Below are 13,938 nucleotides of genomic sequence, written 5' to 3' on the forward strand. Positions count from 1 at the left end.
CCTTCACTCCAAACGTGTAGCGGTCAGTGCCAGCGGCGGAAAATCAACGAGGTGTTGACGCCACCAAAAGCGAAATTGTTGTTCATCACGTAGTCGTGATGCATCTGGCGGAATTCGCCGCGCAGGTAATCGAGCTTGCCGCAGTGCGGATCGACCTCGTCGAGGTTGAACGTGTGCACGTACAGGTCGCGGTTCATCATTTCGATGCTGAACCACGACTCCAGCGCGCCGCAGGCGCCGAGGGTGTGGCCAAGAAAACTCTTCTGCGAGCTGATCGGCATGCGTTCGCCAAACAAACTGCTGGTCGCCAGTGTTTCGGCAATGTCGCCCTGTTCTGTAGCCGTGCCGTGACCATTTACATAGCCAATGGCCTCCGGCGTCAGGCCGGCGTCTTCCAGCGCCAGCTCCATGGCACGGCGCATGGTCACTTGTTCCGGGCGCGTGGTGTGCTGGCCGTCGGCGTTGCTGCCGAAACCGACGATCTCGGCGTGGATGCGCGCACCGCGCGCGAGCGCGTGTTCCAACTCTTCCAGGACCAGCATGCCGCCGCCTTCACCGATCACCAGACCGTCGCGATCCTTGTCGTAGGGGCGTGGACTGGTCTGCGGCGCATCGTTTTTCAGGCTGGTGGCGTAGAGCGCGTCGAAGACCATGGCTTCGGTCGGGCACAGTTCTTCGGCGCCGCCGGCGAGCATCAACGGCAGGCGGCCGAACTTGATCGCCTCGTAGGCGTAACCGATGCCCTGACTGCCGCTGGTGCAGGCGCTGGACGTCGGGATCAGCCGCCCGGTCAGGCCAAAGAAGATGCTGATGTTGGCCGCCGTGGTGTGCGGCATCATCCGCACGTAGGAGTTGGCGTTGAGGCCTTCAGCCACCGAGTTGAGCAGCATGTTGCCGAACGCTTTGATCTCGTCGGTGCTGCCGGTGGACGAGCCGCAGGCCACGCCCATGCGCCCGTCCTTGATCGAAGGATCACCGAGCAGTCCGGCGTCGGCGAGTGCCTGTTCCGCCGCGCCCACCGCGAGACGCGACACCCGGCCCATGCTGCGCAATTGCTTGCGGGTCCAGTGTGCGGGCACTGCAAAGTCATCGATCGGCCCGGCCAGACGCGTGTTGAGTTCGCTGAAGCGATCCCACTCGTCCATCCGGCGGATGCCGCTGCGATTGGCCGCAAAGTTGCCGGCGATGGTCTGCCAGTCGCTGCCCAGCGAAGTGATGCCGGCCATGCCGGTGACGACGACGCGCTTCATCAGCACAAACCTCCGTTGACCGCCAGCACCTGGCGGGTGATGTACGAGGCTTCCGCCGACATCAGGAAATTCACCGCACTGGCGACCTCTTCCGGGGTGCCCATGCGTTGCGCGGGGATCATTTTCATCAATTCTTCCACCGGCACGTTTTCGTCGAGCATCGCCGTGTCGATGAGGCCCGGTGCGACGCAGTTAACGGTGATTTTGCGCTTGCCCAGCTCGATCGCCAACGCCTTTGCCGCGCCGATCACGCCGGCCTTGGAGGCGCTGTAGTTGACCTGGCCACGGTTGCCGATCAGCCCCGACACCGAGGTGATGCAGACAATGCGACCTGCGGCGCGACGGCGGATCATCGGCATCATCACCGGGTGCAGAACGTTGTAGAAACCGTCGAGGTTGGTGCGCAATACCACGTCCCAATCATCGTCGCTCAGTGCCGGGAACGCGCCGTCGCGGGTGAGGCCGGCATTCAGCACCACGCCGTAATAGGCGCCGTGGCTTTCGACGTCGGCTTCGAGGATGGCTTTACAGGTTTCACGGTCGGCGACGTCGAATTGCAGGATCCGCGCCTTGCGGCCCAGCGCTTCGACTTCAGCCTGAACGGCTTGTGCTTCGGCCACACCGCTGCGGCAATGCAGGACGATATCGTGCCCGGCCTGCGCCAGACGCAAGGCAATGGCGCGGCCGATGCCACGGCTGGAGCCGGTGACCAGTACGGATTCAGTCATCGTTCGACTCCTGTGTCTGTTGCAGATATTGATTAACCTGAGGCGGGCGGAACACGTTCAGGCGCGCGCTGGCGTGAATGCCAGCGCCGTTGATATGGCATTCGAAGACGCCCATGCCGTTGTCGTCTTCCAGCGAGCGCAGGCCATGAATGGTCAACTCGCTGCCGGCGGGAAACGCTTCGACGTTGCACTCAAATTTGCGTGTGCCGAGCAAAAAGCCCAGCTCCACCGGATTGCCTTTCTGGCGCGCGTGGCAACCGGCAAACGCGGCGACGCTCTGCGCCATCAGCTCGACGCCGACCCACGCCGGCAGGCTGCCGTCGGGCAGGTTGAACAGGCCATCTGACTTGACCGTGAGGCGGGTGTAAATCTGCTCATCGTCAAAGCTTGAGACGCTGTCGATCAGAATCATGTCGCCCGCGTGGGGCAGCAATTCGGCGAGCGGCCAATCAGTCATGGGGCGTCTCCGATAATCAGGCTGACGTTGTTGCCACCGAAGGCAAACGAGTTACTCATCAGGTAGCGGGGTGCAATGGACGTCAGGCGCTCGCTTGCGGTCACCCATTTGAGTGGCGGCAGCGCGGGGTCGGCCTGACCGTCCCAGACGTGCGGTGGCAAGGCGTTTTCGGGATTGTCGGCGCTCAGGCTCAACCAGCAGAACGCGGCTTCCAGTGCGCCGGCTGCGCCGAGGGTATGGCCAGTCAGCGGTTTGGTCGACGAGCAGGCCACGCCTGCGGGGAACAGTTCGGCGACCGCCAGACTTTCCATGGCGTCGTTGTGTTGGGTGGCGGTGCCGTGCAGGTTCAGGTAGCTGATCTGCGCTGCTTGCAGGTGCGCGCGGTTCAAGGCTTTCTGCATCGCTTGCAGCGCGCCGCGCCCCGTCGGCTCAGGGGCGGAAATGTGATGGGCGTCGGAACTGGCGCCGGCGCCAAGCAAGGCAATGGCCGGACCTTCGCCCTGTTGTTTGCTCATCACGAACAGCACTGCCGCTTCGCCGATATTGATGCCGCTGCGGTTGGCCGAGAATGGATTGCAGCGCTCGTCGGCCATCGCCTCCAGTGATGAAAATCCATTGAGGGTCAGTTTGCACAGGCTGTCGACGCCGCCGCACAACACTGCGTCGCACAGGCCCAGATCGAGTAAGCGCCGGGCACTCATCAATGCACGCGCGCTGGATGTGCACGCGGTGGAAATCACGTAGGCCGGGCCGCTCAGTTGCAGCCAGTCAGAGAGGAAGTTGGCCGGCGCGCCGAGCTCTTGTTGCCGATAGTCGTATTCCGCCGGGAACTGCTGCTCGCGAATGTAATGCGCCAGGCCACGACTGGCCTCGTCGATACCCGAAGTGCTGGTGCCTAGGACCACGCCGATACGGTCGCAGCCGTAGGTCTGGATAGCATGATCAATGTCATCGCGAATCTGCAGTGCCGCTTCCAGCAACAGCTGATTATTGCGGCTGCGTTGATCGGCGAGTTCTGCCGGGATCGGCGCCAGTTCACCCTGGACGGCGGCCACTGGCAACTCACGCTCCGGCACCCATCCAGACTCGCGGCGCATGCCCGAACAGTCGCCGGCAAACAGGTTGCGCGCGACTTCGGACTTGTCGCGCCCCAGCGCACAAACCACTCCGAGGGCATTCAGGTAAGCGGTCATGGCGTCGGTTCACCCAGCGGAGAAACGCGATAGTGCGGGCCTTGGGGCAGGTTCAATTGAAAGCTCAACGGTTGTGAATAGTGAATATCCCAGCGCGCTGGCAGGGAGCGTTGCGGACCCTGTTGTTGCGCGGCGGGGTAATTGCGCAGCAGCTCGCCGGACGGGGTCAGGGCGAACAACAGCGCAGCAAACAATTCCCGGGCTTCGGGGTTCGGTGGCAGCAGACCATCAGCCTGCCAGCGACCGTCGATCAATTGCTGACGGGCCTGAGGAATGCCTAGCGGATCCATCATCGACCAACGGATGCCCGGGCCTTCGCGCTGGATCACCAGCAGCCAATCCTGACGTTGTTCGGCCTGTTGGCGTTCGATGTGCAGTTGCAGCGGCAATGGCAAAGTCGGGTTGCCCGCCGGGAGTGGCGCCTGGCTGGCGCAGGCACTTAAAAGAAATATTGCGCCGATCATCACCATTCGCAGCGCTGCAGCCACTGTGGGAGCGAGCTTGCTCGCGAATGCGGTCTCACATTCAACAGTTCTGGTGACTGATACATCGCTTTCGCGAGCAAGCTCGCTCCCACAGGTTATTGGTAGCATCAGGAAACCTCTGCCAGAGGTTTACGCGCGACAACGTTCACCAACGTCTCTTCGCGCTGCCCGAACGGCTTGGGTTTGAGTAAGCCAAACCGCTCCAGCAAACCAAAATCCTTCGACCGGCTCCACCACAGATACGGGTAGGAAACATTGCCTTCGCCAAACTCGAAACCCTGGCCGCGAATCATCTGCAGATACTGCGCCGCACTTTTCTGCACATGCATCGGATGACGGAACAGCCAGCGAATCACCCACGTATCAATGTATGCCTCGGTGGACTCGGCGAACAGCAGATAGCCGCCCGGTTTCAGCACCCGATAAAACTCGGCCAGCGCCTTTTCCTGCTCGACCAGATGATGAAAGGTCTGGTGACAGAACAGCAGATCTACGCTGGCGTCCGCCACATTGAGCGTCGCGCAATCGCTGCCGATCAGCTCCACGTGCAGACCCAGACGCGCCGCTTCTTCGCCACTCAATTCAAGGCTGTGCGGGTCGGCATCGACGCCGATCAACCGCTGTGGCGCAAAGGTCTGGCGCAGATGGCCGAACGACTTGCCCTGACCGCAACCGGCGTCCAGCAACACCGGGTTTTCCGGCAGTGCCTCACTGAAGAGTCCGCGTAAATCATTGATCGCCACGCGCAACACGTGGTGCTGCCAGGTGTGGCTGCGCAGGAACCAGAAACCGAAGCGGGTTTCTTCGACGTAGCTGTCGCTCAAGTAATTCATGTGGCGTCCTTTGCACAGAGTTCGGAAATCATCTTCAAGCGGCGGCGTGCTTCGCTGACGAACGGATTGCGCTCATCCCAGGCGTAACCGGCGAGGATCGAACAGATCATCCGACGGATTTCCGCCTGGCTGTCTTCATAGAAAATCACGTCCTGAAAGGTGCCGGCGTACCAGCCCTCGACGTAGCAGCGAAAGGTGTCGACGCCACGCTTGAGCGGCTCGGCGAATTCGCTCTGCCAGTCGACGGTTTCGCCCTGCAACTGACGGTGCAAAACCGCTGCTGCCATGCTCGCCGAACGCATGGCGATGGTCACACCGGAGGAGAACACCGGGTCAAGAAATTCTGCCGCGTTGCCGAGCAAGGCAAAGCCTGGCCCGTGCAGGCTTTTTACATTGGCGGCGTAACCGCCGAGCGTGCGCGCCGGGGTGTCCCACACAGCATTGTTGAGTACGCCGGCAAGGCTCGGGGTTTCGGCGATGAAACCGCGCAGACAGGCATCCAGATCGCTGTCGCGATCCTTGAAATGTTCTTCAGCGGCGACCACGCCCACCGAACAGCGACCGTTGCTGAACGGGATCGTCCAGAACCACACATCACGATGTTCGGGATGCGTGGTGACGAGGATTTTTTCGCGGTCGAACGCCGGGTTGTCGATGTGATCTTCAACGTGGGTGAACACCGCCTGACGCACCGGGAAATTCGACGGTGCTTCCAGATCCAGCAGTCGCGATAACACGCGGCCGTAGCCGCTGGCATCGAGGACGAAATCCGCTTCGACGCGGTACTCACTACCGTCCTCGCGGCGTACGTCGAGCAACGGTTTTGTCCGCTCGAAATCGACGCTGACGATGGCATCGCCGTAGCGGATTTCCGCGCCCTGCAACGCCGCTTGATCGGCCAGCAGTTTGTCGAAGTCGGCACGTTGCACCTGGAACGTGGTCGGTTTGCCGCCGGTAAAGGTGTCACCGAAATCGAAGGCGCTGTAACGCTCGCCCCAGGCGAATGCGGCGCCGGTCTTGCGCTGAAAGCCGGCGGCGTTGACGGCGTCGAGCATGCCAGCCTCTTCGACGAAATCCAGGCAATGGCTGAGCAGGCTTTCGCCGATCGAAAAGCGCGGAAAGTGCTGGCGCTCGAGCACCAGCACATCGTGGCCCTTGCGTTTGAGCAGCGCGGCGGCGATGGCGCCGGACGGGCCGGCACCGATGATCACGACCTGACGGGATTCCATTTCAACGATTGGCACGTGAACTCCGGGGCAAAGGATGTTGCAGATTCAATGGCGCGCGATGCAGGCCGATCAGGGCCGGTAGCAGCGTCGCGATCAGGCCCATCAGCATCAGCGCGAAGTACAGCGCCGGGGTGATGAGTTGTTGTTGCAAGAGCAGATTGAGAAAGACGATTTCGCTGAGGCCACGAATGTTCAGCAGCACGCTTTCGCGCCAGCGGCTGGCGCCTTCGAACGAAGCGCCGGCCCAGCCGAGGCCGAGCCAGTTGCCGAGCAGTTTACTGGCAATCGGCAACAGCAGCAGCGCCGCCCATTGCGCCGCGCCGAGGCTGGTGAGGGCGCTGTGTACATCGATCTGCACAATGCCGAACGTGAGGATCAGCGGAATCGCCAGCCACGTCTGCAAACGGCTCATCCAGCGCGCTGGCAAGGGCAGCACCAGCGGTACTTTCAGCGCGGCCATGCACAGCAGATAACCGATGCCGAAGATCAGCGCGTTGAGTTTGTAATGCTCGGCCATCACCAGCAGCGCAAAGAACCCGAGGCTGTAGGTCAGTGGTCGGCGTACACCGATGACGCGCAGCAACAGCGGCACACAGGCGAGGCCCAGCGGCAGCAACAGACTGCTCAGGTGCAGACTGCCCTGGGCGAGGCCGAACAGTGTCCAGCAGGTCAGATCAATGAGGATCGCGGTTTGCACCAGACGCCGGGTGGCGGCGGGCGGGTAATCGATGTGGCGCAGATACAGGTACAGCACCGGGATCGCAGTGATCGCGAACACCAGGCCGATGGCCAGCGAGTTGAGCCACGGTTGCGTTGGCAGTAGCCAGTAAGCCGCCGCCAAGCCGCAAGTGAACGGCACGGCAAAACTCGGCACGGCGATTTTCACGCTCTGGCGATCGAGTTTCAGATCAATTACATCACTGAGGATATGTCCGAGCAGCAAGGCAAAACTCAGGCTGTAGAGGTTTTTCAGCCAGTCTGGCGCGATCAGTTCGGCGCCACTGAGCTGCCAGCCCGGTTCGATCCAGAAGTACATCAGCAGCGGCAAGCCGAAGCTCGCCAGCAGCAACTGGCTGACAATCGGGATCAGACCGAAGTGGCGCCCAATGCGAGTGGCCACGACGAACAAGGCCATGGCCAGCAGCCAGAAAGCGACGACCATCATGCCTCTGGCTCCGTGACTGTCGCGGTGTGTTCGTGGCGCCCGGCCCACGGTGCGAGCATGAAACTGAACGCCAGACCGAGGCTCACCGACAGGCCGAAATTGCTCACCGCCGGTGTGCTGGAAACCGCCAGCAAACCAAACGACAGCCACGTCGTCACAGCGGCCAGCAAGGTGCCGAGCAGGCTCACCGCCGCACCGCCGACCTGTTCACGCATGAGAATCGCGTAATCAACGCTGATCGCTGTGACCAACAGCAGGCCGAACAGGCTGAACAGGGTCAGTGGCTGACCGAGCCAGCCAAGGCTGGCCAGACTGCACAGCGCAGCGAGCAGCGGCAGGGCGACAATGCGCAGCGCGCCGCCGAGACCGAAGGGCAGCATCAGCACCAGTACGATCAACGCGCAGGAGGCGAGTTTCAGTTCAGCGGCGCTGATTTGCGTCGCGGCGAAAACCTCGTTCAACTCACCGAGGCGATCGACCAGCATCACTCCCGGTAAATCCAGCGCCTGCACCCGCAGTAGCGCCGGGTTGTTAAAACCTTGCAGGCTGGTCATCGCCGCCACGCCGTCTTCGCTCGGGCCGAGCCAAAGCATGCGATAAGGCTCGCCAAGTGGACCGGCCAATGCCGCGTCGATGTCTTCAGCGGGCACGGTCTGCAGCTGTTGCAGTTCTGCTTGCAGGGCGGCGAGCGGTACACCGAGGTCGAGCAATGGCTGCCAGTATTGCGGCAGTTTGTTCAACGCCTCGCGCACTTGCTCCTGCTGGTTCGGCGGGCTGACCAGTTGATCGAGGGCCAGATAACCTTGCAGCTTGTCGAGATTGACCAGTTGCTGCAGACGTTCGCTCAACGCGGCCTGACGCTCGAGCAATTGCTGCTGATTGTCGGCGCGCACGAGGAAGAACTGGCTGGTCGGCTGATAGCCGGTGATACGCGCGATGGTCTGCGCTTCGTCGGTCAGATGTTGCGGTGCGCCGACCCATTGGCGGATGTCATTTTTGCTTTGCAGTTGCACCAGACCGCCGACACAGAAGGCGATCAGCAGCGCCAGCAACACCGGCGTGCGTACGCGTTCGAGGAGTTTTTCGCGCAGTTTGACCAGGCGCTCGGCCAGGTGCAGTGGCCATTGCGCGGGGCGCAGTTCGACATTTTTCAGCAATGCCGGCAACAGGCACACCGCCGACAAATAGGCACCGAGCAAGCCAGCGGCGGAGAACACTGCTATTTGCGTCAGCGCCGGGAACGGCGTCCACGCCAGCGCCAGATAACCGATGGCGCTGGTGATCAGGCTCAGGGTCAGTCCGGACAAGGTCAAGCGCAAGGCTGGCCAACTGCGCCACGGCTTCAGGCTCCAGCTCTTCGACAAATAGTGCAGCGGGTAATCCACGGCCACGCCGATCAGGCTGGAGCCGAGCACCAGCGTCATCACATGCATATGGCCGAACAGCGCCACACACGCCACCGCCCCAAACAACATGCCGACCAGTACCGGCACGAACGCCAGCAATACGCGCCAGCGGCGGAAAGCGAGCAACAGCAGCAAGAGAATGCCGACCGTCGCACCACCACCGACCCAGGTCATTTCGCGCGTGGCTTGCTGCTGACCATTGGCCGCGTAAAGCAAGCCACTGGCGGCCAGCAATTGCACATCGGATTTCGCCGCCTGCTCGCGGCTGTGTTGCAGCAGTGCCGCGACTTGCAGCGGCAGGTTCATGTCGAAGGCGTTGCCGGTGGTGCGCGCTCGCAGCAGCACCCAGCTCTTGCCGTCGGCATCGGCGATCAACGCGCCGCTGCCGATGTCCAGTTGCACCGAGCCGTGCTGCGGCTGGCTGTTCTGAATGCGCCCGGTCAGGCCCAGCCAGTCGTCCTGGCTCGGCACCAGACTGAAACCGCTGAACGGGTCGAACAGGGCTTGTACGCGTTGCTGAATGAATGCGTCGGGGTGTTCGATCAGCAGTTGCCGGTCGTCCGCCGAGAGCATCGCCAATCGCCCTTGCAGCAGCTGCGTGCGCAAGGCCGGCAGATCTGCTTGCAGGTTCCATTGCACTTTTTCGAACAGTCCGCTGGCCTGCCATTGCTCGCCCAGCGTCTGTGCCATGGCGACGGCTTGCTGGCGATCGGCATGACCGACCAGTACCAGCATTTCGCGGTTGAGCGGTTCCTGCATGCGCTGTTCGGCGCGCAGTTCGAGGGCGTCGGGGCTGGTGCCAGGCACCAGTTCCATCAGGTTCGCCGACAGCGGCGCACCGTCGCGCCATTGCCAACCGGCCAGCGCGACGACCGCCAGCAGCAGGATCAGGAACAGCCAGGGCAGCCTGCGTTCACTCGGCAAAGTCATGTTGCTCCGCGTCGCTCAACGGTTGCCCGGCGCTGCTGTCCTGCATGCGCAGCACGGTACTGTCGCCTTGGGTTTCCAGCAGTTCGATGGTCTGCACCAGTGTGCCGCCGTCGATGTTGATCTGATTGAACACTTGCTTAAGTAGCAGCGAGCGCGGCGTCAGGGTCAGTTTCCATTGTTTTGCATCGCCGCTCAGCGTCAGTTCGAAATCCCGTTGCAGGCCACTGCTGTCACCTTGCAGCACGGCGAGGAACAAACGGTTCTGCTCGGCACCGGCACTCTTGTTCGGCAGCAACTGCCAGCCGTTGCCGTCACGCCGGGCTATGCCTTTGGCGGTGATACGGTAGTCCTGTTGCAGCGGGGTCTTCAGCAGCCAGAGCAGGCCGTGGTTTTTCGCCAGAACGAAACTGCCCTTGCTGATCAGCGGCTGGGGCAGGGCGCGCAGGTGTTTTTCCTGGACGAACTGACCGTGGATCACCTCCGGTTTCGCCAGTTGTTCGCTCAGTTGTTGCAGGTCGAAGGCGTTGGCCAGCGCTGACAGCGTCAGCAGCGCCAATACGCTCAGGCTTTTAACCAAAACATTCATCGCAGCATCCTTTCCACGGCATCGGTGAAGACTTTCGGCGAAGCCAGTTGCATCTCGCGACTGCTCACTTCGACGGCAACCTGCACCGAACTGGCGCGGGTCAGGCGTTCGCCGCTGTGCAGGTCGGTGATCAGGTAATTGATCTTCAGACGGTTTTCCCACTCGACCAGACTGGCACGCACATTCAGGCGCTGGCCGAATATCGCGCCGCGCACATAGCGCAGTTGCAGGTCGATGATCGGCCAGGCGAACCCCGACTCGACCATGTGCGTGTAGTTGTGGCCGATCTTGTCGAGCAGCGCGCAACGCGCCACTTCGAGGTATTTGACGTAATGGCCGTGCCAGACCACATGCATCGTATCGACGTCGAAAAACGGCACGAGGATTTCCGTGTCAGCGTGAAGCACTCCGGCGCTACGCATGCAGCCTCCAGTGTTGCGCGGCGATGCGTTGCAGACACAGGCGCAGTTCGCCTTCCAGTGCGCGGTCTTCGATCACCGGCGGGAAGTCCTTGGCCAGTTCTGCATGCATCGCGGCGAGCGACGGCGGCAGCGGTCGGGCGTCTTCGGCCTGGGCGCGCAGCCACACGCCTTGATTGGCGGCGAGCAGGGTGGCGGCGGCGACTTGTTCGGTCAGCTCCAGCACACGGATCGCATCACGGGCGGCGATGGTGCCCATGCTCACTTTGTCCTGGTTGTGGCATTCGGTGGAACGCGAGAACACGCTGGCCGGCATGGTGTTTTTCAGCGCTTCGGCGGTCCAGGCGCTGGTGCCGATCTGCACGGCTTTGAAGCCGTGGTTAATCATTGCGCGATCCGCCGGGGCACCGGAAAGGTTGCTCGGCAGACCGTGGTTGTAACGCTCATCCACCAGCAAGGCGAGTTGCCGATCGAGCAGGTCGGCGACGTTGGCCACGAGGTTTTTCAGGCTGTCCATGGCGAACGCGATATGCCCGCCGTAGAAGTGCCCGCCGTGCAGCACGCGCTCGGCTTCGGCGTCGATGATCGGGTTGTCGTTGGCGCTGTTCAGTTCGATTTCGATGAACGAACGCAGCCAGTTCAGGCTGTCGGCCAACACGCCGAGCACGTGCGGTGCGCAGCGCAGCGAATAGCGATCCTGCAAGCGATGCAGTGGCGCGGTCGGCGCGTCGATGGCCAGATCCTTGCGCAGCCACGCGGCGACCTGCATTTGCCCCGGGTGCGGTTTGGCGGCGAACAGGCGTTCGTCGAAGTGCTCCGGGTTGCCTTGCAGCGCCACCACGTTGAGCGCGGTGATGCGCGTGGCCAGTTGCAGCAGATAATCGGCGCGGGCGAAGGCGAGGCAGGCGAGGCCGGTCATCACGGCGGTGCCGTTCATCAGCGCCAAGGCTTCTTTCGGGCGCAGCACCAAAGGTGTCCAGCCGAGTTCGCGATGCACATCGGCAGCCTGACGGCGTTCGCCACGGAACATCACTTCACGCTCGCCGGAAAGTGTCGCGGCAACGTAGGACAGCGGCGTCAGATCGCCGCTGGCGCCGACCGAACCTTCTTCAGGAATCAGCGGCAGAATGTCGTATTCGAGAAACGCGTGCAGCCGCTCGAGCAGTTCCACGCGCACCCCGGAAACGCCGTGACACAACGACTGCAAACGTGCCGCCAACACCGCGCGAGTGGCTTGTGCATCGAGCAGTTTGCCCAGTCCGCAACCGTGAAAGGTGTAGAGGTGACGTGGCAACGCTTCAACGTGATGCAGCGGCACCGCGACCACGCAAGAATCGCCGTAACCGGTGGTGACGCCGTAGATCACGCCTTCCTTGTCCAGCAGCGAATCGAGAAACCGCGCGCCTTTGGCGATGCGCTCGCGGTAGTCGGCGTCGCTCTGCAACTGCACGGGCGCCTGACGGTTGGCCAGGGCCAGCACGTCTTCGATGCGCAATGGGCGTTCGCCGAAGGTTACCGGCTCATGGGTTGGCGTCGTCATCGGTCTTCCAGAAAGGGTAAAAGTTGAACCATTGTGGCGGCGCTTCGAGGCAATAGTGACTCAGGCGCTGCGCATAGCGGGTGGCCCACTGATGAATGACCTGCTCGCGCTCGCTGCGCTTCCACACCACGGCTTCGGCGAAGGGCTCGAGGGTCAGGCGATAGTGGCCGTCCGGTTGCTTGAGGCACATCAGCAGATTGACCGGGCATTTCAGCAGGCCGGCAAGCAGCCACGGGCCTTGCGGGAACGGCGCTGGATGGCCGAGAAAGTCCACGGTCACGCTACGCCCGCCGTGCAGCGGCACACGGTCGCCGGCGATCGCCAGCCATTCGCCGCGCTCCAGCCGTTCGTGCAGTTGCAGCATGATTACCGGGTCGAGTTCGCTGACCTGAATCAGGCGCAGATTGGTCGCCCCGGCCTCGCCCAGCAAACGGTTGAATTGCTCGGCGTGCTTGGTGTGCACCAGCACATTCATCGTGACCTTTTCGCCGATCTCCGCCAGTGCGCGGCACACTTCGAGATTGCCCAGATGTGCGCCCACCAGCAGTTGCCCGCGACTGCCGCGCAACTGCTTGCGCAGCAGCGCCGGGTCGATGATCTCAATCTGTTCGATGCGCAGTTTGCCGTTCCACACGTCAAGCTTGTCGAGCATCGAATCGGCGAACGCCATGAATTGGCCGAACACCCGCCAAAGGGTCGGGCGCAAATCGGCGCGTTGGCTCCAGTCGGCCAGGCGCTGCTGGTATTGCCAGGCACTGCGCCGTGCGGTGCGGCCGAACAGGAAAAAGTACAGAACGATGCCGTACAGCAAAGGGCTGAGCAGGCGTCGGCCAAGGACCTTGGCGGCGAACGCGGTGAATTTCATCAGCAGGAAACTGCCGCGTTCTTCGCGGTCGGCCCAGTGCTTCTTGTCGGTCTCGCTGGTCATGTTCGCCACCGCCGCCAGAGGATCAGCGGGAAGCGCAGCAACATGCCAAGAAACAGCCGCGTGTGCATGCTGGAAATCAGTGCGTTGTCGTGGAACAGACGGAAGTGCGACACACCGTCCAGCGGGTAGTGCACGCTGGTTTGCAGCCAGCGCATCGGCTGATTGCGCCACGACAGGCGCACGAGAATGTCCGAGTCGAAATCCATGCGCTTGCCAACTTTCGCCGAATCGATCACCGCCAGCGTCGGGGCCAGTGGATAGACGCGAAACCCGCACATCGAATCGCGGATCTGCAGCGACAGCGTGTTGATCCAGACCATGACGTGGGTCAGGTAGCGCGCGTACAAACGGCCTTTCGGCACACTCTCGTCGAACAGCGGATAACCGCAGATCATCGCCTCGGGATGCGCGCGGGATTCTTCGACGAAACGGTCGACATCGTGCAAATCGTGCTGACCGTCGGCATCGACCTGCAGCGCATGGCTGAAACCCAATAGCGAGGCTCCGCGCAAACCGGTCATCACCGCGCCGCCCTTGCCCTGATTGGCGGTCAGACGTACCAGATGGACGTTGTCGCGTACGGCCAGAGTATCGAGCACCTTCGCACAGGATTGGGTGCTGGCGTCATCCACCAGAATGCACGGCAAGCCTTGCGCGAGCAGGGCGTCGACCACGGTGCCGATCGCGGTTTCGTGGTTATAAACCGGGATCACGGCACAAGGATTATGCATACCGGTAATTCCTGTGGGAGCGAGCCTGCTCGCGATTGAGTGCGCAGCACTCACCAAG

The 13,938-nt window shown here is 62.2% G+C and carries 14 protein-coding genes; all 14 read right to left on the minus strand.

The window, feature by feature from the left end; translation table 11 throughout:
• Window positions 1-23 precede the first annotated feature (23 nt).
• Genes ACWR1S_RS03220 through ACWR1S_RS03285 form a run of 14 tightly spaced genes read right to left on the minus strand, consistent with a single transcriptional unit; the run spans window position 24 to window position 13,880 of the window.
• Complete coding sequence (locus ACWR1S_RS03220) at window positions 24-1,250, minus strand: beta-ketoacyl-ACP synthase (protein ID WP_454562388.1); 1,227 nt, start codon at window positions 1,248-1,250, stop codon at window positions 24-26.
• Window positions 1,250-1,978, minus strand: a complete 729-nt coding sequence (gene fabG / locus ACWR1S_RS03225) for a 3-oxoacyl-ACP reductase FabG (RefSeq protein ID WP_454562389.1) — start codon at window positions 1,976-1,978, stop codon at window positions 1,250-1,252. The genes ACWR1S_RS03220 and fabG overlap by 1 nt, the downstream gene beginning before the upstream one ends.
• Complete coding sequence (locus tag ACWR1S_RS03230; protein ID WP_454562390.1) at window positions 1,971-2,435, minus strand: hotdog family protein; 465 nt, start codon at window positions 2,433-2,435, stop codon at window positions 1,971-1,973. The genes fabG and ACWR1S_RS03230 overlap by 8 nt, the downstream gene beginning before the upstream one ends.
• Window positions 2,432-3,628: a beta-ketoacyl-[acyl-carrier-protein] synthase family protein gene (locus ACWR1S_RS03235; protein WP_454562391.1), complete on the minus strand. Its 1,197-nt coding sequence runs from the start codon at window positions 3,626-3,628 to the stop codon at window positions 2,432-2,434. Before ACWR1S_RS03235 ends, ACWR1S_RS03230 begins: the two co-directional genes overlap by 4 nt.
• Window positions 3,625-4,221, minus strand: coding sequence for a hypothetical protein (locus ACWR1S_RS03240; protein WP_454562392.1), 597 nt, complete (start codon window positions 4,219-4,221; stop codon window positions 3,625-3,627). Before ACWR1S_RS03240 ends, ACWR1S_RS03235 begins: the two co-directional genes overlap by 4 nt.
• Window positions 4,221-4,946 carry a class I SAM-dependent methyltransferase gene (locus ACWR1S_RS03245; protein WP_454562393.1) on the minus strand — a complete coding sequence of 242 codons (726 nt, stop codon included), beginning with the start codon at window positions 4,944-4,946 and terminating at the stop codon, window positions 4,221-4,223. Before ACWR1S_RS03245 ends, ACWR1S_RS03240 begins: the two co-directional genes overlap by 1 nt.
• Window positions 4,943-6,190 (minus strand): NAD(P)/FAD-dependent oxidoreductase, encoded by a 1,248-nt coding sequence (locus tag ACWR1S_RS03250; RefSeq protein WP_116029230.1) that lies wholly within the window; start codon window positions 6,188-6,190, stop codon window positions 4,943-4,945. The genes ACWR1S_RS03245 and ACWR1S_RS03250 overlap by 4 nt, the downstream gene beginning before the upstream one ends.
• On the minus strand, window positions 6,177-7,340 hold the full coding sequence (locus ACWR1S_RS03255; RefSeq protein ID WP_454562394.1) for a sodium:proton antiporter: 1,164 nt from the start codon (window positions 7,338-7,340) through the stop codon (window positions 6,177-6,179). Before ACWR1S_RS03255 ends, ACWR1S_RS03250 begins: the two co-directional genes overlap by 14 nt.
• Complete coding sequence (locus tag ACWR1S_RS03260) at window positions 7,337-9,676, minus strand: MMPL family transporter (protein WP_454562395.1); 2,340 nt, start codon at window positions 9,674-9,676, stop codon at window positions 7,337-7,339. The genes ACWR1S_RS03255 and ACWR1S_RS03260 overlap by 4 nt, the downstream gene beginning before the upstream one ends.
• The gene (locus ACWR1S_RS03265) at window positions 9,660-10,262 is read right to left on the minus strand and encodes an outer membrane lipoprotein carrier protein LolA (RefSeq protein WP_454562396.1); all 603 of its coding nucleotides are present in this window, start codon (window positions 10,260-10,262) and stop codon (window positions 9,660-9,662) included. Before ACWR1S_RS03265 ends, ACWR1S_RS03260 begins: the two co-directional genes overlap by 17 nt.
• A complete protein-coding gene (locus ACWR1S_RS03270) occupies window positions 10,259-10,684 on the minus strand; it encodes an acyl-CoA thioesterase (protein ID WP_454562397.1) in 426 nt (141 codons plus the stop codon). The genes ACWR1S_RS03265 and ACWR1S_RS03270 overlap by 4 nt, the downstream gene beginning before the upstream one ends.
• Complete coding sequence (locus tag ACWR1S_RS03275) at window positions 10,677-12,221, minus strand: aromatic amino acid ammonia-lyase (protein ID WP_108224349.1); 1,545 nt, start codon at window positions 12,219-12,221, stop codon at window positions 10,677-10,679. Before ACWR1S_RS03275 ends, ACWR1S_RS03270 begins: the two co-directional genes overlap by 8 nt.
• Window positions 12,202-13,149 (minus strand): LpxL/LpxP family acyltransferase, encoded by a 948-nt coding sequence (locus tag ACWR1S_RS03280; RefSeq protein WP_454562398.1) that lies wholly within the window; start codon window positions 13,147-13,149, stop codon window positions 12,202-12,204. The genes ACWR1S_RS03275 and ACWR1S_RS03280 overlap by 20 nt, the downstream gene beginning before the upstream one ends.
• On the minus strand, window positions 13,146-13,880 hold the full coding sequence (locus tag ACWR1S_RS03285; protein WP_454562399.1) for a glycosyltransferase family 2 protein: 735 nt from the start codon (window positions 13,878-13,880) through the stop codon (window positions 13,146-13,148). Before ACWR1S_RS03285 ends, ACWR1S_RS03280 begins: the two co-directional genes overlap by 4 nt.
• Window positions 13,881-13,938 lie beyond the last annotated feature (58 nt).

This window comes from Pseudomonas sp. AIG (assembly GCF_977020205.1).

What these genes read in the sequence shown, in the direction of transcription:
- ACWR1S_RS03265 (WP_454562396.1), bottom strand. Translation starts at nt 10,262, where the DNA reads ATGAATGTTTTGGTTAAAAGCCTGAGCGTATTGGCGCTGCTGACGCTG.
- ACWR1S_RS03255 (WP_454562394.1), bottom strand. Translation starts at nt 7,340, where the DNA reads ATGATGGTCGTCGCTTTCTGGCTGCTGGCCATGGCCTTGTTCGTCGTG.
- ACWR1S_RS03270 (WP_454562397.1), bottom strand. Translation starts at nt 10,684, where the DNA reads ATGCGTAGCGCCGGAGTGCTTCACGCTGACACGGAAATCCTCGTGCCG.
- ACWR1S_RS03220 (WP_454562388.1), bottom strand. Translation starts at nt 1,250, where the DNA reads ATGAAGCGCGTCGTCGTCACCGGCATGGCCGGCATCACTTCGCTGGGC.
- ACWR1S_RS03285 (WP_454562399.1), bottom strand. Translation starts at nt 13,880, where the DNA reads ATGCATAATCCTTGTGCCGTGATCCCGGTTTATAACCACGAAACCGCG.
- ACWR1S_RS03245 (WP_454562393.1), bottom strand. Translation starts at nt 4,946, where the DNA reads ATGAATTACTTGAGCGACAGCTACGTCGAAGAAACCCGCTTCGGTTTC.
- ACWR1S_RS03230 (WP_454562390.1), bottom strand. Translation starts at nt 2,435, where the DNA reads ATGACTGATTGGCCGCTCGCCGAATTGCTGCCCCACGCGGGCGACATG.
- ACWR1S_RS03235 (WP_454562391.1), bottom strand. Translation starts at nt 3,628, where the DNA reads ATGACCGCTTACCTGAATGCCCTCGGAGTGGTTTGTGCGCTGGGGCGC.
- ACWR1S_RS03275 (WP_108224349.1), bottom strand. Translation starts at nt 12,221, where the DNA reads ATGACGACGCCAACCCATGAGCCGGTAACCTTCGGCGAACGCCCATTG.
- ACWR1S_RS03240 (WP_454562392.1), bottom strand. Translation starts at nt 4,221, where the DNA reads ATGCTACCAATAACCTGTGGGAGCGAGCTTGCTCGCGAAAGCGATGTA.
- fabG (WP_454562389.1), bottom strand. Translation starts at nt 1,978, where the DNA reads ATGACTGAATCCGTACTGGTCACCGGCTCCAGCCGTGGCATCGGCCGC.
- ACWR1S_RS03280 (WP_454562398.1), bottom strand. Translation starts at nt 13,149, where the DNA reads ATGACCAGCGAGACCGACAAGAAGCACTGGGCCGACCGCGAAGAACGC.
- ACWR1S_RS03260 (WP_454562395.1), bottom strand. Translation starts at nt 9,676, where the DNA reads ATGACTTTGCCGAGTGAACGCAGGCTGCCCTGGCTGTTCCTGATCCTG.